This window comes from Peribacillus sp. NPDC060253, from assembly GCF_042727425.1.
Taxonomy (GTDB): Bacteria; Bacillota; Bacilli; order Bacillales; family DSM-1321; genus Peribacillus.
The window spans coordinates 1-24227 of record NZ_JBHXAS010000077.1 but is presented as its reverse complement, the minus strand read 5'-3'; the positions used below and the strand labels follow the sequence as shown (position 1 = coordinate 24227).

The window sequence follows — 24227 nt, the reverse complement described above, 5'->3', positions numbered from 1 at the left end:
ATTATAAATATTAAATCAATCTTTTTAACAAATGTTTTTTATTTTATGGAAATCCTTTATGCTAGAGGATAAGGGGAGGAATAGGCATGGAGAATGGCAAAGTAGGGGATAAACGGCATTTACGCTCAATCATGACACGTCAAAAGTTATTGGAAGCTGCAAAGGAAATATTTCTTGAAGAAGGTTATCAAGCCGCGCTTATTTCCCAAATGATTAAAAGGGCAAACATCGGATACGGAACGGCCTATGTTCATTTTAAAGGGAAAGAGGATCTGTTAATTGTACTAATGGAAAATGTAATGGAGCAATTTTATGAAATTGCCGAGACCTCTTTCTTTCCAAAATCTAAAGACGAGGCAAAACATATCATAAACAAACAAGCTAATGCCTTTTTGAAAATGGCAGAAGCTGAACGCAATATGATGCAGGTTTTCGAACAGGCCATTGGGATATCAACCGTTATTTCAGATAAATGGAAAGCGATCCGCATGAAGTTCATTCAGCGAATTTCAAAGGACGTCGCCTATGCACAGCAAAATGGGCTGGCAAGAGCTGAATTAAACCATGAGCTTGTGGCAAGAGGGTGGTTTTTCACAAATGAAATGTATCTGTGGGAAATTGTCAGAAACGAACATCAATGTACTGTCGAAGAGATTGCTCAAACCATTACCTCAGTTTACGTCGAAGGTTTGTATTTGTAGTGATAATAGCAATACAATAATCTTCCGGTTTTATACAATCGGAAGATTTAATTTTTTTAAGATTTTCTCACCTTATCAGGAATTCATCTTCCCACCACTTATAACCCGCTCAAACTCACGAGTAAACCAGCAGAATTCACGAGTAAAGTGCCCAAATTCACGAGTAAATCGCTCAAATTCACGAGTAAAGTGTCCTAATTCACGAGTAAAACGCCAAAACTCACGAGTAAACCAGCAGAATTCACGAGAAACAGCATCAAATCTCGTATAATGATCGCAAAATCTTGAGTGAAAATCAACCAACTCGAAATGAAGCATCCATTCACGAGTAAAGTGCCCAAATTCACGAGTAAAACGCTCAAACTCACGAGTAAACCAGCAGAACTCACGAGAAACAGCATCAAATCTCATATAATAGTCGCAAAATCTTGAGTGAAAAACAACCAACTCGAAGTGAAGCATCCATTCACGAGTAAAACGCTCAAATTCACGAGTAAAACTCCAAAACTCACGAGTAAAGTGTCCAAATTCACGAGTAAAACGCTCAAACTCACGAGTAAACCAGCAGAACTCACGAGAAACAGCATCAAATCTCGTATAATGATCGCAAAATCTTGAGTGAAAATCAACCAACTCGAAATGAAGCATCCATTCACGAGTAAAACGCTCAAATTCACGAGTAAAGTGCCCAAATGCACGAGTAAATCGCTCAAACTCACGAGTAAAGTGTCCAAATTCACGAGTAAAACGCCAAAACTCACGAGTAAACCAGCAGAATTCACGAGAAACAGCATCAAATCTCGTATATAGCCGCAAAATCTTGAGTGAAAATCAACCAAATCGAGGTGAAGCATCCATTCACGAGTAAATCGCCAAAACTCACGAGTAAAGTGACCAAATTCACGAGTAAAACGCCAAAACTCACGAGTAAACCAGCAGAATTCACGAGAAACAGCATCAAATCTCGTATAATAGTCGCAAAATCTTGAGTGAAAATCAACCAACTCGAGGTGAAGCATCCATTCACGAGTAAAACGCCAAAACCCACGAGTAAAGTGTCCAAATTCACGAGTAAAACGCTCAAACTCACGAGTAAACCAGCAGAACTCACGAGAAACAGCATCAAATCTCGGATAATAGCCTCAAAATCTTGAGTGAAAATCAACCAACTCGAAGTGAAGCATCCATTCACGAGTAAAACGCTCAAATTCACGAGTAAAACTCCAAAACTCACGAGTAAAGTGTCCAAATTCACGAGTAAAACGCTCAAACTCACGAGTAAACCAGCAGAATTCACGAGAAACAGCATCAAATCTCGGATAATAGCCGCAAATTCTTGAGTGAAAATCAACCAACTCGAGGTGAAGCATCCATTCACGAGTAAAGAGGCAGAATTTACGAGTAAACCCACTAAACTCAGGAGCATAACTCCCTCATTAGCGTGGGACTTATAGCGTCTACGCCTTAAGTCTTACTAGAAAATATAGCTAAGGCTCATTATACGAACTTGTAAAAGTAGATAAGATATAAACAAGGAAAGGAGGACGAAAACAATGAAGAAATTTGGTTTATTTATTGTAGGACTGATCGCATTATTCCTGTTACTGGCGAATGTTGGTCCATTGATCAGCCTGGCGATTTGCTTGGCGATCCTCTATTTTGGATTCAAGCAGTTCATGAAGTCCGAATCGACAGGAGCTAAGATTGCGTGGGGATCAGTCTCCATTATCGTGCTGATCGTTGCTATTTCCCATATCCCGGCAATATTAGGATTGGTGGCAGCTTATGTTCTTTACCTGGTCTATAAAAAATGGAATGAAAATGATGAAAGTGCATCATCGAAAGAAAATGACCCATTCTCAAATTTTGAAAGAGAGTGGAAAGAGTTGAATAAGAACTAATAGAAGGGATGGAATTGGAATGGGTAATTTATTTAACAGAATGAAACAAACGATTTCAGCGGATTTTTACGATTTGCTTGATAAAAAGGAGCAAAAAAATCCCATTGGCATGCTAAATCAATATTTGCGTCAATGTGAGCAGGAGACAGAAAAGGTCGGCAAGCTGCTTGAGCGTCAATATCTTTTGAAAGAAGAGTTTACGCGTGAAATTAGTCAAGCACAAAATCTAGCTGAAAAACGTAAACATCAGGCCGAGATTGCTAAGCAGTCTGGAGAAACCGATTTAATGGAATTTGCCTTGAAAGAGAGCTTGCACTATGAAGATCGTGCGTCAAGTTTGAAGGAGGCGCATAAAAGTGCAGAGGTTCAGTTGGCTGAACTGGAGCGGAAATATGAAGAAATGAAGCATAAGCTTAAGGATATGCATCTAAAGCGAATGGAATTGATGGGCAGGGAAAATATTGCCCGGGCAAACTATAGGATCAATCGCGTTTTGGATAGCGGCCGCTCTGAAGCCAAGCCGGTGGCGATGTTTGAAGATATGGAGCATTATATCGATCGCATCGAGCACCAAGTCCATACAGATTATAATAGGCATACGATCGATGCTAGGATCGTCCAGCTTGAAAAAGAATTGGAACAGAAAGAAGCGTAAACAGCATTGCTGTTATCCCCTGACCTATTGGAATGAAGGGTGGGGGAAAACAGTCTGTCAGAACGTGATAATTTCATGGTATTCTTAAAAGGCACGGGTTCCTGTGCCTTTTAAGAATATCATGATCATATACAGGGGAGGCGAACCGATGTTGAACAAGATGAAGACGGACTATATGGGATGGATACTTCTCATCGGAGTCGTCCTGCTTTTTTTAGAGATTTCATTTACGGGTGGAGGTCTCCTTTTTTCCCTCGCTTTTTCAATAGGATGTATCTATTTAGGCAGGAAATTCACAAAACGGTCAATCGGGAAAGTCCTATTTTTTATAGGGGCGATTTCCCTTATCATCACGGTCTTAAATATGTTCGTCTTTAGATTTTTCCTTGTGGCCGTTCTCGTTTATTTATTATTTTTATATTATCAGTCGAAAAAGAATCCTGATTGGATCAACCCCATTATGACCAATGAAGAGATGGACGAAGAACGGATCAATAAAGAGCGTTTATTGAAAACCGATTACCTTTTTAAAAATAAGTTGTTTGGTCATCAACAAACGGCCGAGCATGTATATGAATGGAATTCCGTGAATGTTCAGGGCGGGGTCGGTGATACGGTTATCGATTTAAGCAAAACGATTTTACCGAAAGGCGACGCTGTCATTTCCATCAGGAATATCATTGGCAATATCACTGTGCTTGTACCGTACGGCATCGAAATCAGAGTCCATCATTCTGTCGTGGCAGGCAGAGCGCGAATTTTCGAAAATAAGCCTGAATCCAGGGTCTTTAATCAAATTTATTCCTACCAAACAGAAGGGTTCAATGAAACGGATCACAAGGTTCATATCATCACTTCCATTTTAGTTGGGGATTTAGAGGTGAAGCGGATATGAGTATACTGACACGTCAGATATTGACTGCCCTTGGTGTTGCTTTCGTTCTCTCTCTTGCCTTGCCGGCGGCGGTTTTCTTCATTTTTCCTTTATCCGACTGGAGCTTATTGTGGGAGAAAGTGGTCATGGGATTACCCTTCGTCATATTCCTGCCAAGCCTGGTCATGACGGTAGGGCTGATTTATGGAGTCGTTTCGGGGATGTTTTGGAAGCGGCAGCTGGAAAGGGTGAATGAAGGGCTGTATTTACTTGAACAGGGCCGCTTACCTTCGCAACAGGAGACGTATCCAGTCCAAGAGATGGCTAAAATGGTGGAACGGATGCAACTGATCCATAAGCAAATCAATGAGCAGACAAAATTATCGCAAAAAATGGCGAATGAAAAGGCCATTGATCAGGAGAAACAGATCCAGGAAATCGTTTCACAGGAACGAAACCGCTTGGCGCGGGAACTGCATGATTCGGTGAGCCAGCAATTGTTTGCCGCTTCGATGTTCATGTCGGCCATCACCGAATCACAATCCGATATGGAAAAAACGGAAATGAAACAATTCAAGGTAGTGGAAGAAATGATCCATCAATCCCAACTTGAGATGAGGGCGTTATTGCTTCACTTGAGACCTGTTGCATTAAAGGGAAAATCTTTACATGAAGGAATGAAGGAGCTCCTTTTGGAATTGGCCCAAAAAGTGACGATGGATATAAATTGGAAGATGGAGCCTGTCACTCTGGATAAGGGGATTGAGGACCATTTGTTTCGGATTTTACAAGAATCGATTTCCAATACACTAAGACATGCAAAAGCGAACTCGCTTGAAGTTCTATTGATCGTTCGTGATGGGCTGATCATTTTACGGATAACGGATGACGGCGTTGGTTTTAACGTCGAGGAGTCGAAAACGGGCTCATATGGTCTGCAAAACATGCATGAACGGGCTGTTGAATTAGGCGGAACGATGCAACTTGTAAGCGTTCCGAATAAAGGAACGAAACTTGAAGTGAAAATCCCATTATTAAATGCTGGAGGTGATCATGATGATTAAAGTATTATTTGTCGATGACCATGAAATGGTAAGAATAGGAGTATCGGCTTATTTATCCGCGCAGTCGGATATCGAAGTGATCGGGGAAGCGGACAATGGCTTGAAGGCTGTTGAGCTGGCAATGGAATTGCGTCCGGATATCATTTTGATGGATTTGGTCATGCCGGAAATGGACGGCATAGAAGCGACGAAACGAATTATCGAAAAATGGACTGAAGCAAAGATCATCATCGTGACAAGCTTCCTGGATGATGAAAAAGTGTACCCGGCATTGGAAGCCGGAGCGACGAGCTATATGCTGAAAACATCAAAGGCCAGCGAGATTGCGAGAGCCGTCCGTTCCACTTTCCAGGGTCAAAGTGTACTTGAACCTGAAGTGACGGGGAAAATGATGGAAAAGCTGCGCCGCCCAAAGATTACCCAGCCTCATGATCAATTGACAAACCGGGAAATGGAAATTTTGCTGCTGATGACACAAGGGAAAACGAATCAGGAAATTGCGGATGAACTATACATAGCCCTGAAAACAGCCAAAGTCCATGTCAGCAATATATTAAGCAAGCTGGCCGTGCAGGACCGCACGCAAGCAGTGATTTACGCATTTAAGCATTCGCTCGTTCAAGAAGAAGAGTAAAAAGCGTCTATTTACTAATAGTTGAATGTTTGTTATATTTAGGGAATTACACCATCCTGTAAAGTTCTTTCAAGGTTGCTTCGCGGCAGCCTTTTTTTACGGATAAGGGAAAGCAGGCAGAAGGCAGGTGAAATGATGTTAAGAGTTATCTTAGAATTATTTCGGATCATCACTATTATTTTTGTTATTGGAATGATAATGGGGTTCATCATTCATTCAATCTATGCGATTTTTGGTATAACCGTAGAGAACACCGCAGGCGGATGGGGTGTTGGTATGGCAATTTTTCCATTACTTTATGTACTCTATAAAAACCGCCTTCAATTTTCAGGGTTCTATAAAAATGACGGACAAGTAAAACTCTCAAACAGGACAACGACAATCCTGCTTTGCTTCTCGGTACTAATGTTAACGGTTGCCCCTTTATTTCGCTAACGGAATGCAAAAAGAGCATGTTTTGATCAAAACATGCTCTTTTTCATGCATTTTTTGGATTATACCGCTTCCTCGGCAGTATCGAGCCTCTTGCCATATATACGATAAAGTACCAAAGCGAATACCATTCCTATAAAGGATATGGAGGAGATGAAAAGGTAAAGGGTCTTGCCCCCGAAAGCCCCATATATGGCGCCGCCAATATAAGAAGCAATGATTCCCGAAACCCCGAAGAATAGCAGCGCCAGTACGGTCTGGCCTGTGGCACGCCACTCCACCGGAACGATCCGGTATAGATATTGGATGGCAGCCGAGTAGAAAATCGGGAAAGTCAATAGCTGCATGACCTGCAAATAAGCTAATAGTTGTGGATCGGTAATCCAGGCAGAGACGAAATAGCGGATAAAGAAAAACGCTGCTGCAAACGAAATGATGATGATTTCCTTACCTTTGCGCAGCCACCAGAAGCTTAGGGCGAATACGACGATTTCACTTCCCGCCGCTAAGAACCAGGTCAAGCCTACAAGCTTGGCACTTCCTCCAAGTTCCCGGATATACACGCCGAGGAAAGTATCGTTCATCCGCGCTGGAACAGCACAGATAAAGACCAATAACAGGAAGAGAAGTGTCTCTTTATTGCTGAAAAAATGCTTAAGGCTGCTTAAGGTGACAGGTTTCCCTGAAACGGGTGCATCAGGCATCATCCAGCTGACAATGAAACTGATCAAACCAATGCCGGCAAAAAGGAAGGCAAGGCTGTTCGCTCCGAAGTATGACATCACATAGCCGGTGATCAGAGATATGACCGCATAACCTAATGCACCGTATGTCCGGACGGAACCGTAACTGATCCCGGATTTCTCTGCCATCGTAAAGTTGAGGCTTTCCGTCAGGGGATCTATCGGCATCAGAAAGAAATATAGCAGCATGGCAAACAGGATGAGCTGAAGATAACTGCTTGAGTCATAAAGAAAATACCCGATTACGCTCGAGAAAAAGATGAGTAACAACAGGACTTTTCGTATAGTTCTCGTTTTGTCGCTTATCATTCCCCATAAAGGCTGGGTGATGAGGGTGACAAAACCTCCTGTACCGATGATGAATCCGATTTGGGCTGGACGCAAACCTTGATCAGCGAGATAGACTGGGAGAAACGGAATGAAAATGGCAAGCAGTCCAAAATATAAAAAGTTAAAACTTTTTAGTAATCGTAATGCTTTCATAAAAAGTATGATACCTCACGTGTTCTATAGATTGGTTTAATTTCAACCTTGTAATTGTAACATTGATGACAGATTTTGAAAAAATAGTTTTACATTTAATGGCTGAAAATAGACAAATAGAGTGGGTTTCAAGGATGGAATAGAGTACATTGCACTTTTTGAAAATGGATGTAAGTGATAGAATTAACATTTATTGTTAAGTTTAGGGAGTGTATAAAATTATGGATCAAGACACAAAAGTGATTCAAGAGTTGCAGGAATTGAAACAAAAAGTCGGTCATATTGAAGACTTATTAACGGAGCAAGCGAATAAAAAGGAAAAAGTAGGTCCCGTTCGAACCTTCATGGACGCGGTAGCCTCTTTGCTATTTGGATTAATTGTTGTAGGGCCAGTTGTGGTAATTGTCGTTGGGGTTTTGATGGTGGCTGCATCATGGTTAGGGATGGCGTTTTAAAAGTTGTGGATAGGAAAATAGTATGAACTCTTTTATTAATTTATTGATTTGATTGTTGGGTTTTTCCAGCAGGAATTTCTTAATGATTGATAGATAATAAATATTAAAGATTGTTTATTGTTTATCTTACATGATAAAAAAGCAAAATAGATCTTATATCATTCGTTAGTCTTTTTTGCGTATGATTACCATAATAGGGAAGATATTATAAAAGAGAAGGACAACTTTATAATCATTTAGAAGATTTCATAATAACTCTTTAAGTTCATGACCAATCATTTTTTAAACTGTATTAGTGAAAAAGTAGTTGCCCATAAGACATGTATCTTCTTTAATTTCGAATAGTAATTTTGTTGATTTTGTATGGCAATTCCCTAAGCGTTGTTTCTGGTAAATATTATTCTGAAAAAATTATTGACAAAATTACTTCGAGTCCGTATAGTAATGGATATTATTAAAAATATTCAGAAATAATTTTTGAAACGCAATGATCAGGAGTAGTAAAAGCTATTATTCGGTAAAGAGAGCTGCGGGGTGGTGCAACGCAGTCCAATGATACTTTGAACTTGCCTGGGAGTGGTAAAGCAAAAGATTAGATTTGATCTATTCTCTTTGTATTTAACGATTAACCTTCGTTACAAGGTTTAAAGCAGGGTTCTTTAAAGAGCCAATAAGAGTGGTACCGCGGTAAGCATAAGGCATATCGTCTCTTTCTTCATTTGATTATGAAGGAAGAGACGATATGCCTTTTTTGAATTTTGGGAGGTAAGGATATGGAAACGGACAAACGGAATTTACAGAGGACAATGACTTCAAGGCATATTACGATGATGGCATTAGGTGGTGCCATCGGGGCAGGTTTATTTAAAGGAAGCAGTTCCGCCATTGATATGGCAGGCCCATCCGTTATTATTGCGTACTTGATAGGAGGCATCATCCTATTATTCATCATGCAAGGCTTAGCTGAAATGGCGGTCCGCAATAGCGGCGCAAGAACATTCAGGGATTTGGTTCAATCTATTTTAGGAAAGTATCCAGCTTATTTCCTTGATTGGATTTATTGGAAAATGTGGGTATTGAACATAGCGGCCGAATCAGTCGTTGCAGCTATTTTCCTTCAATATTGGCTGCCTGGATATCCAATTTGGATACTGGCATTAGCTGTTTCCGTGTTAGTAACAGCGATTAACTTGCTGTCGGTAAAAGTTTTTGCCGAAACGGAGTACTGGCTTGCATTAGTTAAAATAACCGTCATTATCGTGTTCATCATAGCTGGATTATTGTTACTGCTCGTAACGTATGGTGATCATACAGCCGTCGGTTTTTCTAACTTGACTGACCACGGTGGTTTCTTTCCGAACGGACCCACAGGATTAATCACTGCGATGTTGGTGGTAATCTATTCATATGGTGGTACGGAAATTATCGGGGTCACATTAGCTGAAACGAAAAATCCCGAAAAAGTGGTTCCAAAAGCTGTTCGCAGCACATTGGTACGGATCATTTCCTTCTATATCATCCCATTTTTCATCATCGTTAGCTTAATTCCTTGGAACGAAGTGAACGGGGTGCCGGAAAGCCCGTTTGTAATGGTCTTTCAAATGATAGGGATTCCAGGTGCCGACCATATTATGAACGCCGTTGTTTTACTTGCGATCATCTCATCAATGAACTCTGGATTATATGGTTCATCCCGTGTTCTTTATACACAAGCCGTGGACGGTCGTGTTCCTAAAATATTTTCACGTTTATCCAAGAAGAAAGTTCCTGTTTACGCAATCTTCATGTGTACTTCCGCTTTATATGGTGGTGTACTGATTTCATTATTTGCTGGAAGCAAGACCTTCGATTTCCTAATGGGATCGCTGGGATATACCGTATTATTCATCTGGTTGATTATTGCCGTCGCTCATTTGAAGTCACGTAAACAAGAGTCCGGAAAAACTAGTGCCTATTCGGTCAAATGGTTCCCTTATACGACCTGGGCTGCAATTATCGCGTTAATAACGATCCTGATTGGAATCATTTTCACGACTTCCATAATCGTTACGATCATTACACTTAGCATTTACATCTTTATTACCTTAACGTATGTATGGAAAAGACGTCTTAACAAAATCTAGCAGAAGAAAAAACACCTCTTCCTCTCTTGTATAGAGTTTCAGTTTCTAGCCGTGGTATTGTATACCATGGCTTTCCTTTTGTCATTATTTGAATGGAAAATCAGATCCTTTTGTCATACAAAAGAATGGGAAATTTGATCCTTTTGTTCTGCTGTTGGAAAGAGTAAGAGATATCCAGTTTAGTAGTTCCTGGGAATCATTATTTAAGCATATAAAGAGTTCATTTAATGAAAAATGTAGTATAATAATCTTTGGAAAATAACCAATATATTGAAAGACGGAGCAAACAATGAAAAACAACTCGATTTTATCCTTTCACCCGTTATATTATTTATTCCTTTTGGTTCTTACTAGTTCCATTTACTCGATCATCAATCAATCTTCAGGTCACGCAGTCGATGTTACGACAATAATAGATAGAGAGATTCCCTTTATTAAAGAATTTGTCGTTCCTTATTTACTATGGTATCCATATATATATGGATTGATGATTTACTACTGCTTTGTTGATCGTAAGCACTATTTTGTTGCTATAGGAAGTTTGGTATCAGGGAAACTTCTCTGTTTTCTTGTGTATTGTCTTTGGCAATCGACAGTCCCGCGTCCAGATGTGGTGGGGAGTGATATCTTTGCCCAATTAATGAGATTCGTTTATAGTCATGATCAGCCTGTCAACTGTCTTCCGAGTATACATGTACTGACTACATTCATCATGATGATCGTTGCCCATAAACGGAAAGAACAGCATAAATGGGAATATGCCAGTGTCACCACATTTGGAACGCTGATTATCCTTTCCACCCTATTTACGAAACAGCATGCCGTATTGGATGTACTTGCAGGAATACTTCTTGCTTGTGGGGTATTTGCAGCGATACAGTATATGTTCCAAGCGTTATCGGCCTATCAGGCCAATCATTATCCAGCGAGGCAATTTAAAAAGTGATCACAGTTCATAAATGAAAGAAAAAGCCACAGTAATAGATTTGCTCCCATGGGTAGATATTTTACAGTGGCTTTTTGTGTGAAGGTCAAAGCTAATCTGATTAAGTAGACAAGATAAGCTTAAAAGATACTTATGGAGCAAATCCTGGGTTTCCATCATCATTCCGAAACTCCTTTTTGCACCAGAATTTTTATTGAAACAGACACATTATCAAGGGAACGTTAATTTGATACTGAGCAGTTTGATAACGATGCTGGGTATACTTATTTATTGTGGATATACGCTCAGGAAAACCAAAAGCAGTTGAAGTGATTTTTATACAGGTTTAATAGCCTATACAAAAAAAACATCAAACTTCCCATAACAGAAAGTTTGATGCTTTTGCTTTTACATTTCAGCTTCTATTTTCAAAGATGATTCTTCGCTGAATTGTTGCTTATCCAGGTCTCCCGTTATTTTACTTGTAAGAATACCTGAAGTCATGCTTCCGCTGACATTCACTGCGGTTCTTCCCATATCGATCAATGGCTCGACGGAAATCAAAAGTCCAGCCAAGGCAATTGGCAAGTTCATCGCAGATAATACTAGAATGGCAGCAAATGTTGCTCCTCCACCTACACCGGCAACCCCGAAAGAGCTAATGGCCACGATGGCAATCAACATCGCGATAAAGGATGGAGTGAGTGGGTTGATTCCCACTGTTGGTGCGATCATGACCGCTAACATGGCCGGATAAATGCCGGCACAGCCGTTTTGACCGATTGACAGACCGAAGGATCCAGCAAAGTTGGCAATACCTTCGGACACCCCAAGTTGTTTCTGTGTTTGGATATTCAATGGTAGGGCACCTGCACTTGTTCTTGAAGTGAAGGCAAATGATAATACTGGGAAAGCTTTTCTCAAATATACTATTGGATTCAATCCTGCAAGCGTCAGCAATAACAAATGGATGAGGAACATGACTATCAGGGCGACATAAGAGGCTCCCACGAATTTCCCCAATTTCAGGATGGCGTCCAAATCACTCGTTGCTACCGTCTTCGTCATGATTGCCAAGATTCCGTATGGCGTTAAACGAAGAATTAAAGTTACTACTCGCATGATGATACTGTGCAATGTATCTACTATTTTAGCAAAAAATTCTGCATGTTCAGGCTGCTTCCTTTTGACCCCTAAATAGGCAATTCCAAGAAAAGCGGCAAAAATCACAACGGAAATGGTCGAAGTCGGACGTGCCCCCGTTAAATCTTGGAATGGATTTGACGGAATCAATTCAAGGATTTGCTGTGGCATCGTTTTATCCTGAATCGTACCGTATGTTTCAGATATTTGATCCCCACGGCTTAACTCTGCTTCTCCTTGCTCGATTTGAACGGCTTCCAAATTGAATACAGTTGCGGACGTAATCCCAACAGCCGCTGCAATCGCAGTCGTTCCAAGCAGGATACCGATGATCAAGACACTGATCTTTCCGATATTGCTAGTTAGTTTCAACCGTGTAAATGCGGACAAGATCGAGATGAAGACAAGCGGCATAACAATCATTTGCAGGAACTTGACATAGCCAGAACCAACAATGTTAAACCAATCGACCGATTTAACGATCGCTTCTGATTGTGGTTCATAGAAATACTGCAAAAGAAGTCCAAATACAATCCCTAAACCAAGACCAGTAAAGACCCTTTTTGTAAAGGAGACATGTTTTTTATTCATGTAAAATAAAACGCCTAAAAGAATGAGCATTATGGCAAGATTTAAAAACACATAACCAATCATATATATTCCTCCTAATTCCGATTAAGCTAATAAGTTTAATAAATATCTGATGCTTATGATACATCATCCTTTGATTTTTTACCAGATAAAAATAATATATTTTTGACATCGGAAGATATTCATGTATGTAACCATATTCCTGAACTGAAGGATAATAAAGGGTATAAGCTTCTTTCGACGCTCAAGGATCAATCTCTGTACAATTATTCCATTATATATAGTATCAGGAAGGATAAGTCTTTTGGTTTCTTGAATCAAATGATGAAGGATCAAATTTTAAAAGATATGCGAAATATTTGATAGGGGTGAAGCAGCGATGGAAATATCCATTGAAATGCTTAATGATGAAGATGCAAAAGGGTTATTTACATTCGAATGCGATAATAGAAGTTTTTTTGAACAAACAGTACCGAGTCGCGGAGATGATTATTATAGCTTTGAAAACTTTAAAGTCAGACATAAGGAATTATTGAATGAACAAGAAGTTGGACTCTCCTATTTTTACTTGATTAAGGATGGCTCAGGTACAATTGCTGGCAGGATTAACCTTGTGGATATAGATCCCATCGATTGTACGGCTGATGTCGGTTATAGAATTGGTGAAGCATTTACGCAAAAGGGGATAGCGAACGAAGCTCTAAAGAGATTGGTTAATCTAGCGCCGGGATTGAATGTGATTCAAATACACGCGAAAACGACAAGCGACAATATTGCCTCGCAAAAGGTTTTGGAGAAAAACGGTTTTGAACGGATTTCGACTAATGGGGAAAATAATGTGGTTACCGGTCAAAAGGTAACATTCTATCATTATAGTAGGAACCTATAAATCGTTCGTTTTGTTCTATTATAAGAACGCATGTGTCCGATAGAAGTCCGGATGCATATAAGCATATGAAGGATAAACTTTCACTGGAAGAATGGGTACAATTACTTTCTGACGGATTGAACGATAATTAAGAGCTTACAATGAAAGCAAAGGGAATAGAAAAAGCTGATCGGCATATAACACCAATCAGCTTTTTCTAGATGCTTATCCTTCTCGAATGACAACGATAACACCAATAAAGATTAATAGAGTACCCATCCAAAAAGCCAAGCCAATTTGCTCACCTAGCAATAGCCAGCCTAGAAAGGTACCGACTATAGGCTGGAAAAAGAAAAATAAACCGCCACTTGAAGCATTGAGCATCCGCAATCCGCGGTTCCATAGTAAAAAGGCACTTGCTGTCGAAATGACTCCCAAGTATAAAAGCCCGCCCCAAATAGATGGATGCACCATGGCTTCAAAGTCGAGTTTAGCTAATCTATTAATTGTAAAAGGCGTTAGTAAGGCAATGGATACCAGAATGGCATAGGTGGTTACGACAATTTGTGAATATTGCCCAGGTACACGTTTGATAAGAACAGACATAAGCGACCATGTTAATGCAGCAATAAGCAGCGCTATCGCACCAAGTTGGTTGGATGAATTGATATTCGCATTTCCAACAATAATACAGACACCAATTGAAGCTAGAATGATTGAGAGTGCTTTTCGTAACGTTATCTTTTCTTTTAAAATGATTCGCGCAAATAGGACCATGAATGCCGGTGTCGTTGAAGTGATAATGGCACCCATTTGTGCAGTGGAGAGCATCGTACCAATCTCCTGGGTTACAATGGAAGTTGTATTACCAATGAGCCCAATCATGAAAATTAACAGCCAGTGACGTTTTTCAATACGCCATGATTGTTTTGTTACAATCCCAATGATCAGCAATGGAACAATTGCAATGATATAGCGGAACCAAACTAATTCCAGTGGCGGTACTGTGTCCACCACAACCTTTACCACCACATACATCCCGCCCCAAATGCTGGCAGCGATTGATAAATATAAAGAACCTATTAAGGTATTTTTCACTTTGCACCCTCCGTTTTCTTTAGACAATTATTGCTGTCCTTAACGGAGTTGTAGTTTTCTGCCGTTAAGGAAGAATAACTACTGGCACATCATTTTCAAATAGTGGTGAATGCATCATCGGTTTTCAGCTCACTTTCGCAATTATTATAGTAAACTCATCATACAACAATTGGTTGTATGTAGTATATAACTGTTCGCATCGTCCCTACTAAAGGTCCGAATGAATCTCCTGTGGAACGATCTGAACCAATACATAAAAAGATGATCTCTTTGGAACTTGGGGGAAGAATTTTTGCGATTTGAAAAGACATTTCGTCTATTTCGCCTTCTGTCTCTGTTTCCAACATGTAGTTGCGATACGGCACTTCTTTTTTTGTCTCCCCTTTTTTTCTGCCGTTAAAAGGATACATGCCTACACCCCTTCTCTTATTTACTAGAGTTCCGTGATATCTTTTCTAATTATTATATGTTATTGTTTTCCTCTATTTTACCAAAAGATCCAGTTAATCAGTATATTAACAAAATACAAATAAACAGATGAGATAATCACTAGATATGTACGCTGTTTTTTTATTCGAGATTAATTGTGGTCCGGACAATTTGAAATTAATCGTTACGCAGAACCACTTTTTAATTGAAGGAAGTGTAAGTATTGGACTAGGCAAAATTCGCTGGTTTTGCCTTTGATAAAGAAGGTGGTACACCATGTACAAATCTGCAATTAGATTATCGTTGCGGCATCCATGAAAATCTCAGGGCAAAGGGATTTCAAGGCTGCACGGTATATGACTGCTTTGGTGCCGGCGAATGTAAAGTAGTTATTTAAAGCGGAATTTTAATACATACCATATGAACAATTCTGGAACACTTAGTTATTAGAGGAAAAACGATGGTCAATTAGACTTTAAACCGAAATGTTAGGTGATTTTGACAAAGTGATCTTTTTCTACAGATACGATTCTTCATTAGGAGGGATCGTCTTTTTCAAGTTAGGTCAAAAAACTTCATTTTTCCATTTGACTTTCACGTTACGTAATACCTTACAGTTATTTATATCGAAAGGAGGTAAAAGCAGTGGCGATGAGAGTGAAAGAACTTGCTGATTTAGTTGGCATCAGTGTGCGGACACTGCATTATTATGATGAAATCGGGTTATTATCGCCAGAGGAGACCAGCGATTTTGGTTATCGTCTGTATTCCAATGATAATCTTGAGATGTTGCAGCAAATCTTGTTTTTCAGGGAACTCGACATGCCTTTAAAGGAAATTAAACATATCATAAGCAGTTCTTCGTTCGATAAACAAGAGGCGTTATTGCAGCATCAAAAAATGTTACTGGAGAAACGCAATCAACTTGATAAATTAATTAACACGGTCGATAAGTCGCTCAAGCATATGAAAGGGGAAATCCAAATGACGAATAAAGAAAAATTTGAAGGGTTTGACTTCAGTCAGAATCCATATGAACAAGAAGCTCGCAAGCTTTGGGGGGATAAAGCGGTTGATGAGTCGAATGCTAAAGTGGCGGGCATGTCCAAAGAGGCACAAAAAGCTGTATCGGAAATCTATACAAAACTTGCTTCAATCCGAAATTCCTCACCTGAATCGGAGGAAGCACAAGCAGCAATTAAAGAATGGTATGATTGTTTAAACCAAAACTTTGGCACATACTCACTAGATGCTTTCAAAGGGTTAGGCCAAATGTATGTTGATGATCAGCGGTTCACCAAAAATATCGACCAATATGGTGATGGATTAGCCAAATTCATGTGCGATGCCATGGGGCACTTTGCTGATGCTAACAAAAATTAATGTGAATGTTTTGGGGACCCTAAAAAGGCTATATCGGCACTATATTTGGAAGGTTGCTGCGGCAGCCTTTTTGTTGAACCTTAAGGTTATGTGAAAATTCCCATTAGTTTGTTGCGGAGTACATTTAAATGAAGAATAATGGTGTTAATGCGTTATCCGTATAAAAGGGAATCATGCATTTGTGGAGGGTAAAATGGAACTTTGGAAATTGAGTGAAAAGGTATCGAAGGTAAGCGATGTAATACCATACTATTTCTTATGTTTAGTCTCTTCTTGTCTATCGCTTTCAACGGTGATGGTTATTTTTATCGGTGATCCCTCCTGGGGTCTGCCTGGCATTATCATATTTTCTTTTTATTTGGTTATCCCTTATTTATTATTTGCCGTTCCGGTACAGGTCCACTTCAATAAGCATCCTAAAAAATTCAGTTTCATTTATTTTTGCCTTTATATTTTTTTCTCTTTGCTGGCTGTTTTCATTTTTAGTTGGGTGCTTAATTTTGATATCAGTATGGATGTATTAACTACAATGAATTACTATGTATTAGGCCTTTCTGCAGCTATTATTTTTTGGCTTTGGGACTCGGTATTTTTACAAAAATGAATAGCCATCTATAGCAAAAAAGGGACCAAAGAATAGGTCCCTTTCCATTGTTTGAAATTTAAGCGGAATGTCCTTATATCTTTAGCATGCTTACAATTTCTTTCGCTTTTTCCAATTGAACTCCTTCAATGAGACTGTTATTTCTTCGAACAGCCGTACCGAAATGATAGTAACCGGTATTTAGTTCAGAAGAGATTGAAAGGATATTATCCTTATTCAAGCCGCTTCCCACCAATAGTGATATGTCGCCGCAGACGTTTTTCATTTGCAAAATGGTTTTCATTCGGCTGGGAAAATCCCCATGGCCGCCGGAGGTCAAGATCGTTGTTATTTCCGGATACTTTGCTAGCATTTGAGCTGAACGGACTGGGTCGGGCGTATCATCGATGGCGCGGTGGAATGTAACGTCCAAACCTTCACATGCCTTTAATAGCACTTCGAGGTATGATCGATTGATTTCATTTTTTTCATTTAATGCACCCAATACGACACCGTTTGCTCCAAGGGTACTTATCATCTCGATATCATTTTTCATAATATCCAGATCACTCTGAGAGTAACAGAATGATTGGCTATGAGGCCTTACCATCACGTTGACGGGAATGTTGACTGAACGCACGATAGCTTCTATCAGGGCGTGACTGGGAGTTAATCCGCCCTCGGTTAAAGAACTGACGAGCTCGATTCGGTCTGCACCCGATTTTTCGATTAAAATGGCATCCTCTATGGTCGTGGCAATGAATTCAATGTACATGGGATTTTCCTTTCTTGGTTTACTAGTATGATAAATAGTATGTTCTTCATAGTTATTATAACCTGGACACATTTCAAATGCCTGTTCCGATCTTTGCTAGCTTTCCTCAACTGGCATTTCTTTATTTCTCATATTTTGAAACGAAATGAGCATTCAAACGTATAAAAAAAGAATATATTCAAGATGGTATTCTTGTAAGTGAATGTTTGGCGAGTAAGTAAAGCAATTTAATCATTATGGAGGTTATTTAATTGGATAAAGAAGGTAAGGAAGTAACGAAATCGAGGTTTTACAAAATAGGGATGGGTTTCTTGATCATTTCCCTCCTCACTTGGATCATTCCTGTAATAGCTCCCTTTACGCCTTTTTCGACTGCGGTGAAAGCTGGGGTCATAACAGGGGCGATCGTATTTGCAGAAGTCATGTTTTGGGTAGGTGCGCTATTGGTTGGGAAAGAAGTGGCTGCAAAATACAAAGGTTATTTAAACCCGAAAAATTGGAGAAAAGAAAAAGAATGAAGCAACGGAGCTACTGAATTTTCCGGGTCTAGGAAGGAAAGGAGGGACGAGCGATGGAAATTGAGATGTTGAAAGTATTCGATGATGAGCGCAATCAAATCGGCGTGGCTGCACGTGAAGAGGTACATAGACTGGGACATTGGCATGAGGTTTTTCATTGTTGGTTCGTTAGCAGGGAAGCGGGCGTGGAATATCTATATCTTCAACATCGCTGTGCAATGAAAAAAGATTATCCGAACCTATTGGATATTACGGCTGCCGGCCATTTGCTGGCTCATGAAACAGTATATGACGGAGTAAGGGAGATAAAAGAAGAAATAGGCATTGATGTTTCCTTTGACGAGTTGGTTCCATTGGGGATTATCGAATACCAACAAACAAAAGAGCATTTCATCGACAAAGAATTAGCAAACGTCTTTCTATATGTAAGTACTCATCACTTCGATAATTTCATCCTGCAACAAGAAGAGGTTTCCGGGTTGGTTAAAGTCGTATTGAATGATTTCGAAGAGCTTTGGACCGAAGCGAAGGAAAAAGTGAATATCCAGGGATTTGAAATAAATCAAGAAGACAAAAGAATGATGATCGATCGCTATGTAGGAAGAGATGAGTTTGTGCCGCATGATCGTTCCTATTATATAAGCATCATTAGATTGATCAGAGAAAACTTATCTAAGACGCCAAGTGCTAAGTGAACGTGAAGCCCCAACAAAACAATACGAGTTTTGTTGGGGCTTTTCTCTTTATAGGATACTCATCCATTTAAGTATATCGACCTGTGCTTATTCCAGCCAAAGGAGCCTATTGGCTCGTGTTGATTCCACGTGAGACGTAAATTCCCTTCATTTATCTCTTCCTTATACTGAATTTCTCATGGGGATAATGACTTTGTCCGTCTGTTGATTTTGATGGTAAAACGAGACATACCAGACTGTAAGAGTTGTAGAAGGATGAAAGTTAAAAGAGTTTCTGCCGATCTTCATGAATTGGGGAATTTATCACTTGTAAGAATATTACAAAATTGTAATATGAACAGTGTATAAATTTTTGTTAAGGGGATGAGTGAAACAATGAAAAAAATGGTTTTGTGCATTTCATTTTTTGTAGCTTTTTTAGTTCTATTTGGCTCCCTGGATTCTTTTGTCAGCAAAGCATCGGCAGAAACCCACACTTATGATGGAAAAAGTCCTTACTATAATAATTGTGCGAATAGTGCAGTGACGAAGAAGTCTGTGAAAATTAACGCCAACGGTGCTTCTGCCAACTTGGAGTTGAAATTCAGCACGACTTGCAAAACGGCTTGGGCAAAGATCACTTTAAGCAGGCCAGCTAAATCGGATGGGGAGGCAACGGCATTGGTTGTCCGCAATACTGATAATAAGCAATTCAGTTGTGCATCTCCTGGTGGAAATGGTGAAATAAATAAAGGACAAACAACATGCTATACACCTATGGTATATGATTTAGATCCGCGAAAAGCACAAGCAGTAGGATATTGGCCTTATACAGCAGGTGAAACAGGCTGGTATTAATGATAAAGGTTCTCTATGTTATTCGAAGAAAGGATGAATGACTTGAATAATAAGCTTAAAATGATAGGTTTATCCATACTGATGACTATGTCGATATTCATTCTCGATTTTTTCGTATTCGGAAATGATCAAGCATTGGCAGAAACTCATACTTATGATGGAAAAAGCCCTAACTATAATAGTTGTGCAAGCTCGGCTGTAACGAAGGATAAAAAATGGATCGATTCCGTTTCGTACGTAGAATTGAAATTCAGCACGACCTGTAAAACAGCCTGGGCGAAAGTCACCGTTACCCGTCCGGCCGTATATAATCATGATGCGGATGCGAGAATCATCCGCAGTACTGATGGTAAGGCTTATACGTGCGCAAGTTCCGGGGGAAATGGTGTGGTGAATAAGGGGCAGACCTCGTGTTATACACCAATGGTATATGACTTGGATCCTCGTAAAGCACAGGCTCAAGGGATACATGCGATCCCTAATAGTGATGCATATAAAAAAGCGGTGACCATTTGGTTCTAGAAGTAGTGATTTTTTGCAAGCATCCGAATAATCGGATGCTTTTTTTAGTAATGAAGTAATGTAAAATTGTTTTGGTCTGATAGTAAATGCATCGTATTCATTTATCCCTTCCATTTTGTGCTTCCAATTGAAGGAGATATTGCTTCATCTCCGTTCCTCCGCGGTAACCGGTTATAGATCCATTCTTTCCGATTACCCGATGGCATGGAACCGTGATCAGAACAGGATTGGCACCAATGGCCGTTCCGACAGCCCGAACAGCTGTAGACCTTTGGATGATTCTTGCAATATCGGAATATGAACAGGTTTCCCCATAGGGTATTTGATTCAATGCGTCCCAAATTTCTAGTTGAAAGGGAGTTCCATTTACATCATTGGCAAAAGAGAAAGTTTGCCGAGTTCCTTCAAAATACTCTTGCACTTCCTTTAGATACGGTTTTAATGCCTCTTCATTTTCAACAAGTCTCGCCATAGGGAAGCGTTTTTGTATCCAAGCTTTCAGTTCCTCATACGATTGATCCGGTGAACCTACGTAACAAAGTCCCTTATCTGTCTTGGCCATATATAATTGCCAATTCTCATAATGTAAAATGGACCAGTCAATGGTTTGTTCTTTAACACTCATCTTGTTCGCTCTCCTTCCTTACGTTCTGAATATAATCTTTCCGGTATCCCATTGGTGTCTCGCCCATTTTCTTTTTGAATAACGTTATGAAATAGGGTGTGCTTGAGAAACCTACAGCCAATCCTATTTCTGCTACAGGCTGTTCGGAGCTTTCAAGAAGTCTCGTTGCTTTTTCAAGACGAAGGCGTTGAATGTATTCAGTGGGCGATATCCCCTTCACACGCTTAAATAATCTTTGTAAATGATAGGGGCTGCCGTGTGAAATATCCGCCAATTTGTTCAATGTGAGGGGCTCGCTGAAATGTTTGTCAATCCATTCTGTTATTTGTTCAATCCAGTCCTCTGTCGGCAGGATCAATCCTTCGGGTTTACACCGTTTACACGGCCGGAAATCCTCTTCCAAAGCCATCATGGCATTTTTGAAAATCTTCACATTTTCCTTTTTCGGCACCCTTGATTTACAGGAAGGCCTGCAAAAGATGCCTGTTGTTTTCACTCCATATAAAAAATGATCATCATACGCTGTATCACAATCTATAATCGCCTTCCAATAATCATTCGGAATGTCTGACTTTTTCGAAATCATCACATTCACCTCTCCTTTTAGTATACAAGAAAGTGTTGATATGCAACCGTTTCAATAATATAAAAGCAAGATAACGTAATTATTTTGCATATGGAAGGCATGAAGTATCTGTTAAAATTAGGGAGTTAATTGAAATACGCGGGATGAAGCGATAATCTCTTTATTTTTGATATCCAGTGGAGATGAGTAAAAGAGCAAGATAACGTAATTATTCCTTGATTAGAATAAAAGAGCAAGACAAAGGAGGCGCAAGATGAAAGAGATATTATCAATAGAAGAAAGCAATGATTGGAGAATTCATACACCCAAAGAGTTTAGTTTTTCGGAAAACCTTAAATACTTGGCCCGATCCTCCAACGAATGTCTGTTCGAAATTGTTGATCAAAAGATATATCGCGCCTTGGCTGTAGAAAATGAGACACTTATAGTGGAAATCAGTGCTGAGAACGAAACGGAGCTGTCCGTTCGACTTCCTGGCCGGAATGAAGCATTGGAAAAATATAGTAAAGGCGCTGTTTCCCAATACATTCGTCACTGGTTCGATCTTGACACAAATCTGCTGCCTTTTTATGAGCTAGCCGAAAATGACCCTATACTGAAAATGCCAGTAAACCAATTCTTCGGTCTAAGAAACATGGGCATTCCAGATCTATTCGAAGCTATTGCCTGGGGAATTCTTGGACAGCAGATTAACTTGACTTACGCCTATACCTTGAAACGGAGGCTTGTTGAGGGATTTGGTGAATTTGTAGAATGTGAAGGAAAGCATTATTGGCTGTTTCCAAAACCTGAGGTGATAGCGGAATTAACTGTAGAAGATTTTACCGAGATGAGAATGACCGTAAAGAAGTGCGAATATTTAATAGGAGTGGCTCAACTGATCGTGCAAGGAGAACTTACGAAAGAAAAGCTGTTGAATGCAAAGGATGTAAAAGCGGCTGAAAAAATGCTGACCAAAGTACGTGGAATTGGTCCGTGGACAGCGAATTATGTACTGATGAGGTGTTTACGTTATCCAGCAGCTTTTCCAATCGATGACGTTGGGCTGCATAATTCAATGAAGCTGGTCATGGAGACGGAAGTGAAACCTACAAAAGCGGAAATTCTGAAGCAATCGAAAGCGTGGGCAGGTTGGGAGTCATACGCAACATTCTATTTATGGAGATTGCTATACTGAAGTGCTTCTTCGATATAACTGTGGATTTCGTCGATATATTTCATTTTTCGGAGATATATTGCCATTCTTCATTATTCCTGGCAGCCCAAACAACTTAGGTCCATATATCATACCTTATATCATTCAATCATATAGGGGTGAATGACCATGTATATGTACCCAACGTATCATTATGAGGATCAAGCTTATCTTGAACGACAGTTTCCTGGCATACCTGGATTTCCAGGCATACCAGGCGTACCTGGATTTCCTGGCCAACCGGGACAACCGAATTATTCGCAAGCACCAACAGCTCCCCCGCCAGCGTTTATCCCTCAACAACAGGCTTCAACATTTGCTGTAGATCCAGGGGCGATTTCGTTTTGTTTATTCAGGAATACGTTCATCTGGCTGAATAATGGGGCGAGTTTTTGGTATTACCCGATTTTTGTCGGCCCGCGGTCCGTTGCAGGTTTTAGATGGAATGGCAGGTTCTGGACGATTTTTGGAATCGATACAAGACAAATCAGATCTTTTAGCTGTTTTTGAAAAAATGCTCAAAACAAATTTACCGAATTAATACAAGAAACTTTAATAAATGAACGAATATATAGGGCATGTTCAAACATGCCCTTATACTGTGTAATTGGATAATTCTTTAAAAACAAGAATGATCTTTTGTATTCATTTGAACGCTATAATTTATTAAGTGAAACGCATGGGATTGCCGACTAGTAGAATAGAGAATGAGTTGTAATGGACTAACTTCCCGATTGCTTTGATAAAACAACTATCTTTTGAAATTATCTTTCATAGTTTTTACAATGGCTAAAAAAACAATTATGACAAAAATACCTATTAAACCTAATATAGTAATTATAGTGGACAATTGGTTTAAATCCTTTCTGTTATTCATTATTTTGAATGACGACTCTGAAAGAACCAAATGATTGTTGACTCTCATAATTAATAGGGCTTACTTCATAAGGAAATGGGAGGGCAATGAATTGGAAGTTACTTTCATGTTTAACTTTGGGTAGTTTAAAATGAAAAAGGTGTCTCGTTTCTGGAGGTACAGTTGTATATAATACTTCTTTGTTATCTATAACAGTAACTTGTTCCCAATCCTTGAAAGCTATAATGGCATATCTGATTTCAGTATTTGAATCATTTCCAGCGGAGAGTAAAAGTTTCTTGCCTTCTTTTTCAGTAATAATAAATTGTAGCTTTTTTTGACTATTTGTGACAAATAAATTTTCATTTAAACCATCTCTTATAATAGCATCGGGTCTTACTTCACTAATTTCCTCCATAATATCAGATTTGTTGATTGAATACCGCATACTTAAAACCGGTACGAGGAGAGCGGCGACCCGGCCGAACTGGTCCGCGCCGCAGCCCGGTTCGAGCAGGCCGCCCCCGGCATCC

At 39.6% G+C, this 24227-nt stretch carries 29 protein-coding genes, 1 pseudogene and 1 other annotated feature; of the genes and pseudogenes, 19 read left to right on the top strand and 11 right to left on the bottom strand.

The features are described 5' to 3' along the window. Positions 1 to 86 precede the first annotated feature (86 nt). On the top strand, positions 87 to 701 hold the full coding sequence (locus tag ACFWE9_RS18465) for a TetR/AcrR family transcriptional regulator (protein ID WP_230161338.1): 615 nt from the start codon (positions 87 to 89) through the stop codon (positions 699 to 701). A gap of 75 nt (positions 702 to 776) precedes the next feature. On the opposite strand, the gene ACFWE9_RS18460 is transcribed toward ACFWE9_RS18465, so the two are convergent. Genes ACFWE9_RS18460 through ACFWE9_RS18450 form a run of 3 tightly spaced genes read right to left on the bottom strand, consistent with a single transcriptional unit; the run spans position 777 to position 2127 of the window. Next, positions 777 to 1112 (bottom strand): hypothetical protein, encoded by a 336-nt coding sequence (locus tag ACFWE9_RS18460; RefSeq protein WP_377358070.1) that lies wholly within the window; start codon positions 1110 to 1112, stop codon positions 777 to 779. Then, positions 1109 to 1483: a hypothetical protein gene (locus tag ACFWE9_RS18455; RefSeq protein WP_230161333.1), complete on the bottom strand. Its 375-nt coding sequence runs from the start codon at positions 1481 to 1483 to the stop codon at positions 1109 to 1111. Before ACFWE9_RS18455 ends, ACFWE9_RS18460 begins: the two co-directional genes overlap by 4 nt. A gap of 11 nt (positions 1484 to 1494) precedes the next feature. Next, a complete protein-coding gene (locus ACFWE9_RS18450) occupies positions 1495 to 2127 on the bottom strand; it encodes a hypothetical protein (protein ID WP_230161332.1) in 633 nt (210 codons plus the stop codon). 127 nt (positions 2128 to 2254) lie between these two features. Between ACFWE9_RS18450 and ACFWE9_RS18445 the strand changes: the two genes are divergently transcribed. From ACFWE9_RS18445 to ACFWE9_RS18420, 6 genes are all read left to right on the top strand, one after another. Beyond that, on the top strand, positions 2255 to 2602 hold the full coding sequence (locus ACFWE9_RS18445) for a lmo0954 family membrane protein (RefSeq protein ID WP_230161330.1): 348 nt from the start codon (positions 2255 to 2257) through the stop codon (positions 2600 to 2602). Between the two features lie 19 nt (positions 2603 to 2621). Continuing rightward, the gene (locus ACFWE9_RS18440; RefSeq protein ID WP_377358067.1) at positions 2622 to 3257 is read left to right on the top strand and encodes a PspA/IM30 family protein; all 636 of its coding nucleotides are present in this window, start codon (positions 2622 to 2624) and stop codon (positions 3255 to 3257) included. Positions 3258 to 3405: 148 nt separating this feature from the next. After that, positions 3406 to 4152, top strand: coding sequence for a cell wall-active antibiotics response protein LiaF (gene liaF / locus ACFWE9_RS18435; protein ID WP_230161326.1), 747 nt, complete (start codon positions 3406 to 3408; stop codon positions 4150 to 4152). Then, positions 4149 to 5195 (top strand): sensor histidine kinase, encoded by a 1047-nt coding sequence (locus tag ACFWE9_RS18430; RefSeq protein ID WP_230161324.1) that lies wholly within the window; start codon positions 4149 to 4151, stop codon positions 5193 to 5195. The genes liaF and ACFWE9_RS18430 overlap by 4 nt, the downstream gene beginning before the upstream one ends. Continuing rightward, positions 5188 to 5829: a response regulator gene (locus ACFWE9_RS18425; protein WP_377358064.1), complete on the top strand. Its 642-nt coding sequence runs from the start codon at positions 5188 to 5190 to the stop codon at positions 5827 to 5829. Before ACFWE9_RS18430 ends, ACFWE9_RS18425 begins: the two co-directional genes overlap by 8 nt. A gap of 132 nt (positions 5830 to 5961) precedes the next feature. Further along, positions 5962 to 6264 carry a hypothetical protein gene (locus ACFWE9_RS18420; RefSeq protein WP_230161322.1) on the top strand — a complete coding sequence of 101 codons (303 nt, stop codon included), beginning with the start codon at positions 5962 to 5964 and terminating at the stop codon, positions 6262 to 6264. Positions 6265 to 6323: 59 nt separating this feature from the next. On the opposite strand, the gene ACFWE9_RS18415 is transcribed toward ACFWE9_RS18420, so the two are convergent. Beyond that, complete coding sequence (locus ACFWE9_RS18415; protein ID WP_377358062.1) at positions 6324 to 7487, bottom strand: MFS transporter; 1164 nt, start codon at positions 7485 to 7487, stop codon at positions 6324 to 6326. Positions 7488 to 7708: 221 nt separating this feature from the next. Between ACFWE9_RS18415 and ACFWE9_RS18410 the strand changes: the two genes are divergently transcribed. From ACFWE9_RS18410 to ACFWE9_RS18400, 3 genes are all read left to right on the top strand, one after another. Beyond that, on the top strand, positions 7709 to 7942 hold the full coding sequence (locus tag ACFWE9_RS18410; protein ID WP_377358060.1) for a hypothetical protein: 234 nt from the start codon (positions 7709 to 7711) through the stop codon (positions 7940 to 7942). 478 nt (positions 7943 to 8420) lie between these two features. Further along, positions 8421 to 8656: a binding site (T-box leader), on the top strand. A 59-nt stretch (positions 8657 to 8715) separates the two neighbouring features. Then, complete coding sequence (locus tag ACFWE9_RS18405; RefSeq protein ID WP_230161317.1) at positions 8716 to 10065, top strand: amino acid permease; 1350 nt, start codon at positions 8716 to 8718, stop codon at positions 10063 to 10065. A 289-nt stretch (positions 10066 to 10354) separates the two neighbouring features. After that, positions 10355 to 11011: a phosphatase PAP2 family protein gene (locus ACFWE9_RS18400; RefSeq protein WP_377358058.1), complete on the top strand. Its 657-nt coding sequence runs from the start codon at positions 10355 to 10357 to the stop codon at positions 11009 to 11011. 387 nt (positions 11012 to 11398) lie between these two features. On the opposite strand, the gene ACFWE9_RS18395 is transcribed toward ACFWE9_RS18400, so the two are convergent. Then, positions 11399 to 12787 carry an L-cystine transporter gene (locus ACFWE9_RS18395; RefSeq protein WP_377358056.1) on the bottom strand — a complete coding sequence of 463 codons (1389 nt, stop codon included), beginning with the start codon at positions 12785 to 12787 and terminating at the stop codon, positions 11399 to 11401. Between the two features lie 316 nt (positions 12788 to 13103). Between ACFWE9_RS18395 and ACFWE9_RS18390 the strand changes: the two genes are divergently transcribed. Then, positions 13104 to 13613, top strand: coding sequence for a GNAT family N-acetyltransferase (locus ACFWE9_RS18390; protein WP_377358054.1), 510 nt, complete (start codon positions 13104 to 13106; stop codon positions 13611 to 13613). Between the two features lie 204 nt (positions 13614 to 13817). Here ACFWE9_RS18390 and ACFWE9_RS18385 read toward each other — a convergent pair whose 3' ends face one another. After that, positions 13818 to 14690 carry a DMT family transporter gene (locus tag ACFWE9_RS18385; protein WP_377358052.1) on the bottom strand — a complete coding sequence of 291 codons (873 nt, stop codon included), beginning with the start codon at positions 14688 to 14690 and terminating at the stop codon, positions 13818 to 13820. A gap of 158 nt (positions 14691 to 14848) precedes the next feature. Then, positions 14849 to 15100: a DUF1256 domain-containing protein gene (locus ACFWE9_RS18380; protein WP_230161308.1), complete on the bottom strand. Its 252-nt coding sequence runs from the start codon at positions 15098 to 15100 to the stop codon at positions 14849 to 14851. 664 nt (positions 15101 to 15764) lie between these two features. Here ACFWE9_RS18380 and ACFWE9_RS18375 point away from each other — a divergent pair. Further along, the gene (locus ACFWE9_RS18375) at positions 15765 to 16502 is read left to right on the top strand and encodes a MerR family transcriptional regulator (protein ID WP_377358050.1); all 738 of its coding nucleotides are present in this window, start codon (positions 15765 to 15767) and stop codon (positions 16500 to 16502) included. Positions 16503 to 16695: 193 nt separating this feature from the next. Then, positions 16696 to 17106: a UPF0715 family protein gene (locus tag ACFWE9_RS18370; RefSeq protein WP_377358048.1), complete on the top strand. Its 411-nt coding sequence runs from the start codon at positions 16696 to 16698 to the stop codon at positions 17104 to 17106. 73 nt (positions 17107 to 17179) lie between these two features. Here ACFWE9_RS18370 and ACFWE9_RS18365 read toward each other — a convergent pair whose 3' ends face one another. Beyond that, the gene (locus ACFWE9_RS18365; RefSeq protein WP_377358046.1) at positions 17180 to 17860 is read right to left on the bottom strand and encodes a copper homeostasis protein CutC; all 681 of its coding nucleotides are present in this window, start codon (positions 17858 to 17860) and stop codon (positions 17180 to 17182) included. Positions 17861 to 18162: 302 nt separating this feature from the next. On the opposite strand from ACFWE9_RS18365, the gene ACFWE9_RS18360 reads away from it, so the two are divergent. From ACFWE9_RS18360 to ACFWE9_RS18345, 4 genes are all read left to right on the top strand, one after another. Then, positions 18163 to 18378: a transporter suffix domain-containing protein gene (locus ACFWE9_RS18360; protein WP_230161423.1), complete on the top strand. Its 216-nt coding sequence runs from the start codon at positions 18163 to 18165 to the stop codon at positions 18376 to 18378. 53 nt (positions 18379 to 18431) lie between these two features. Beyond that, a complete protein-coding gene (locus ACFWE9_RS18355; protein WP_377358044.1) occupies positions 18432 to 19073 on the top strand; it encodes an NUDIX hydrolase in 642 nt (213 codons plus the stop codon). Positions 19074 to 19448: 375 nt separating this feature from the next. Then, a complete protein-coding gene (locus tag ACFWE9_RS18350; protein WP_377358042.1) occupies positions 19449 to 19910 on the top strand; it encodes a DUF2690 domain-containing protein in 462 nt (153 codons plus the stop codon). Between the two features lie 81 nt (positions 19911 to 19991). Further along, entirely contained in the window at positions 19992 to 20432 is a 441-nt protein-coding gene (locus ACFWE9_RS18345; RefSeq protein ID WP_230161421.1) for a DUF2690 domain-containing protein, read from the top strand. Positions 20433 to 20529: 97 nt separating this feature from the next. Here ACFWE9_RS18345 and ACFWE9_RS18340 read toward each other — a convergent pair whose 3' ends face one another. Together ACFWE9_RS18340 and ACFWE9_RS18335 are read right to left on the bottom strand one after the other, a co-directional pair. Continuing rightward, a complete protein-coding gene (locus ACFWE9_RS18340; RefSeq protein ID WP_230161297.1) occupies positions 20530 to 21057 on the bottom strand; it encodes a methylated-DNA--[protein]-cysteine S-methyltransferase in 528 nt (175 codons plus the stop codon). Beyond that, a complete protein-coding gene (locus ACFWE9_RS18335; RefSeq protein WP_377358072.1) occupies positions 21047 to 21643 on the bottom strand; it encodes a bifunctional transcriptional activator/DNA repair enzyme AdaA in 597 nt (198 codons plus the stop codon). The genes ACFWE9_RS18340 and ACFWE9_RS18335 overlap by 11 nt, the downstream gene beginning before the upstream one ends. A 253-nt stretch (positions 21644 to 21896) precedes the next feature. Between ACFWE9_RS18335 and ACFWE9_RS18330 the strand changes: the two genes are divergently transcribed. Both ACFWE9_RS18330 and ACFWE9_RS18325 read left to right on the top strand, forming a co-directional pair. After that, positions 21897 to 22820, top strand: a complete 924-nt coding sequence (locus tag ACFWE9_RS18330) for a DNA-3-methyladenine glycosylase family protein (RefSeq protein ID WP_377358040.1) — start codon at positions 21897 to 21899, stop codon at positions 22818 to 22820. A 147-nt stretch (positions 22821 to 22967) separates the two neighbouring features. Next, entirely contained in the window at positions 22968 to 23348 is a 381-nt protein-coding gene (locus tag ACFWE9_RS18325) for a collagen-like triple helix repeat-containing protein (protein WP_377358038.1), read from the top strand. A 359-nt stretch (positions 23349 to 23707) separates the two neighbouring features. Here ACFWE9_RS18325 and ACFWE9_RS18320 read toward each other — a convergent pair. After that, positions 23708 to 24227, bottom strand: a pseudogene (locus tag ACFWE9_RS18320) (hypothetical protein); the annotation flags it as partial.

Excerpts from the sequence above, each read along its gene's own strand:
- ACFWE9_RS18465 (WP_230161338.1), top strand. The coding sequence starts at position 87 with ATGGAGAATGGCAAAGTAGGGGATAAACGGCATTTACGCTCAATCATG.
- ACFWE9_RS18460 (WP_377358070.1), bottom strand. The coding sequence starts at position 1,112 with ATGAGATTTGATGCTGTTTCTCGTGAGTTCTGCTGGTTTACTCGTGAG.
- ACFWE9_RS18450 (WP_230161332.1), bottom strand. The coding sequence starts at position 2,127 with ATGCTCCTGAGTTTAGTGGGTTTACTCGTAAATTCTGCCTCTTTACTC.
- ACFWE9_RS18445 (WP_230161330.1), top strand. The coding sequence starts at position 2,255 with ATGAAGAAATTTGGTTTATTTATTGTAGGACTGATCGCATTATTCCTG.
- ACFWE9_RS18440 (WP_377358067.1), top strand. The coding sequence starts at position 2,622 with ATGGGTAATTTATTTAACAGAATGAAACAAACGATTTCAGCGGATTTT.
- liaF (WP_230161326.1), top strand. The coding sequence starts at position 3,406 with ATGTTGAACAAGATGAAGACGGACTATATGGGATGGATACTTCTCATC.
- ACFWE9_RS18430 (WP_230161324.1), top strand. The coding sequence starts at position 4,149 with ATGAGTATACTGACACGTCAGATATTGACTGCCCTTGGTGTTGCTTTC.
- ACFWE9_RS18425 (WP_377358064.1), top strand. The coding sequence starts at position 5,188 with ATGATTAAAGTATTATTTGTCGATGACCATGAAATGGTAAGAATAGGA.
- ACFWE9_RS18420 (WP_230161322.1), top strand. The coding sequence starts at position 5,962 with ATGATGTTAAGAGTTATCTTAGAATTATTTCGGATCATCACTATTATT.
- ACFWE9_RS18415 (WP_377358062.1), bottom strand. The coding sequence starts at position 7,487 with ATGAAAGCATTACGATTACTAAAAAGTTTTAACTTTTTATATTTTGGA.
- ACFWE9_RS18410 (WP_377358060.1), top strand. The coding sequence starts at position 7,709 with ATGGATCAAGACACAAAAGTGATTCAAGAGTTGCAGGAATTGAAACAA.
- ACFWE9_RS18405 (WP_230161317.1), top strand. The coding sequence starts at position 8,716 with ATGGAAACGGACAAACGGAATTTACAGAGGACAATGACTTCAAGGCAT.
- ACFWE9_RS18400 (WP_377358058.1), top strand. The coding sequence starts at position 10,355 with ATGAAAAACAACTCGATTTTATCCTTTCACCCGTTATATTATTTATTC.
- ACFWE9_RS18395 (WP_377358056.1), bottom strand. The coding sequence starts at position 12,787 with ATGATTGGTTATGTGTTTTTAAATCTTGCCATAATGCTCATTCTTTTA.
- ACFWE9_RS18390 (WP_377358054.1), top strand. The coding sequence starts at position 13,104 with ATGGAAATATCCATTGAAATGCTTAATGATGAAGATGCAAAAGGGTTA.
- ACFWE9_RS18380 (WP_230161308.1), bottom strand. The coding sequence starts at position 15,100 with ATGTATCCTTTTAACGGCAGAAAAAAAGGGGAGACAAAAAAAGAAGTG.
- ACFWE9_RS18370 (WP_377358048.1), top strand. The coding sequence starts at position 16,696 with ATGGAACTTTGGAAATTGAGTGAAAAGGTATCGAAGGTAAGCGATGTA.
- ACFWE9_RS18365 (WP_377358046.1), bottom strand. The coding sequence starts at position 17,860 with ATGTACATTGAATTCATTGCCACGACCATAGAGGATGCCATTTTAATC.
- ACFWE9_RS18360 (WP_230161423.1), top strand. The coding sequence starts at position 18,163 with ATGGGTTTCTTGATCATTTCCCTCCTCACTTGGATCATTCCTGTAATA.
- ACFWE9_RS18355 (WP_377358044.1), top strand. The coding sequence starts at position 18,432 with ATGGAAATTGAGATGTTGAAAGTATTCGATGATGAGCGCAATCAAATC.
- ACFWE9_RS18350 (WP_377358042.1), top strand. The coding sequence starts at position 19,449 with ATGAAAAAAATGGTTTTGTGCATTTCATTTTTTGTAGCTTTTTTAGTT.
- ACFWE9_RS18345 (WP_230161421.1), top strand. The coding sequence starts at position 19,992 with ATGACTATGTCGATATTCATTCTCGATTTTTTCGTATTCGGAAATGAT.
- ACFWE9_RS18340 (WP_230161297.1), bottom strand. The coding sequence starts at position 21,057 with ATGAGTGTTAAAGAACAAACCATTGACTGGTCCATTTTACATTATGAG.
- ACFWE9_RS18335 (WP_377358072.1), bottom strand. The coding sequence starts at position 21,643 with ATGATTTCGAAAAAGTCAGACATTCCGAATGATTATTGGAAGGCGATT.
- ACFWE9_RS18330 (WP_377358040.1), top strand. The coding sequence starts at position 21,897 with ATGAAAGAGATATTATCAATAGAAGAAAGCAATGATTGGAGAATTCAT.
- ACFWE9_RS18325 (WP_377358038.1), top strand. The coding sequence starts at position 22,968 with ATGTATATGTACCCAACGTATCATTATGAGGATCAAGCTTATCTTGAA.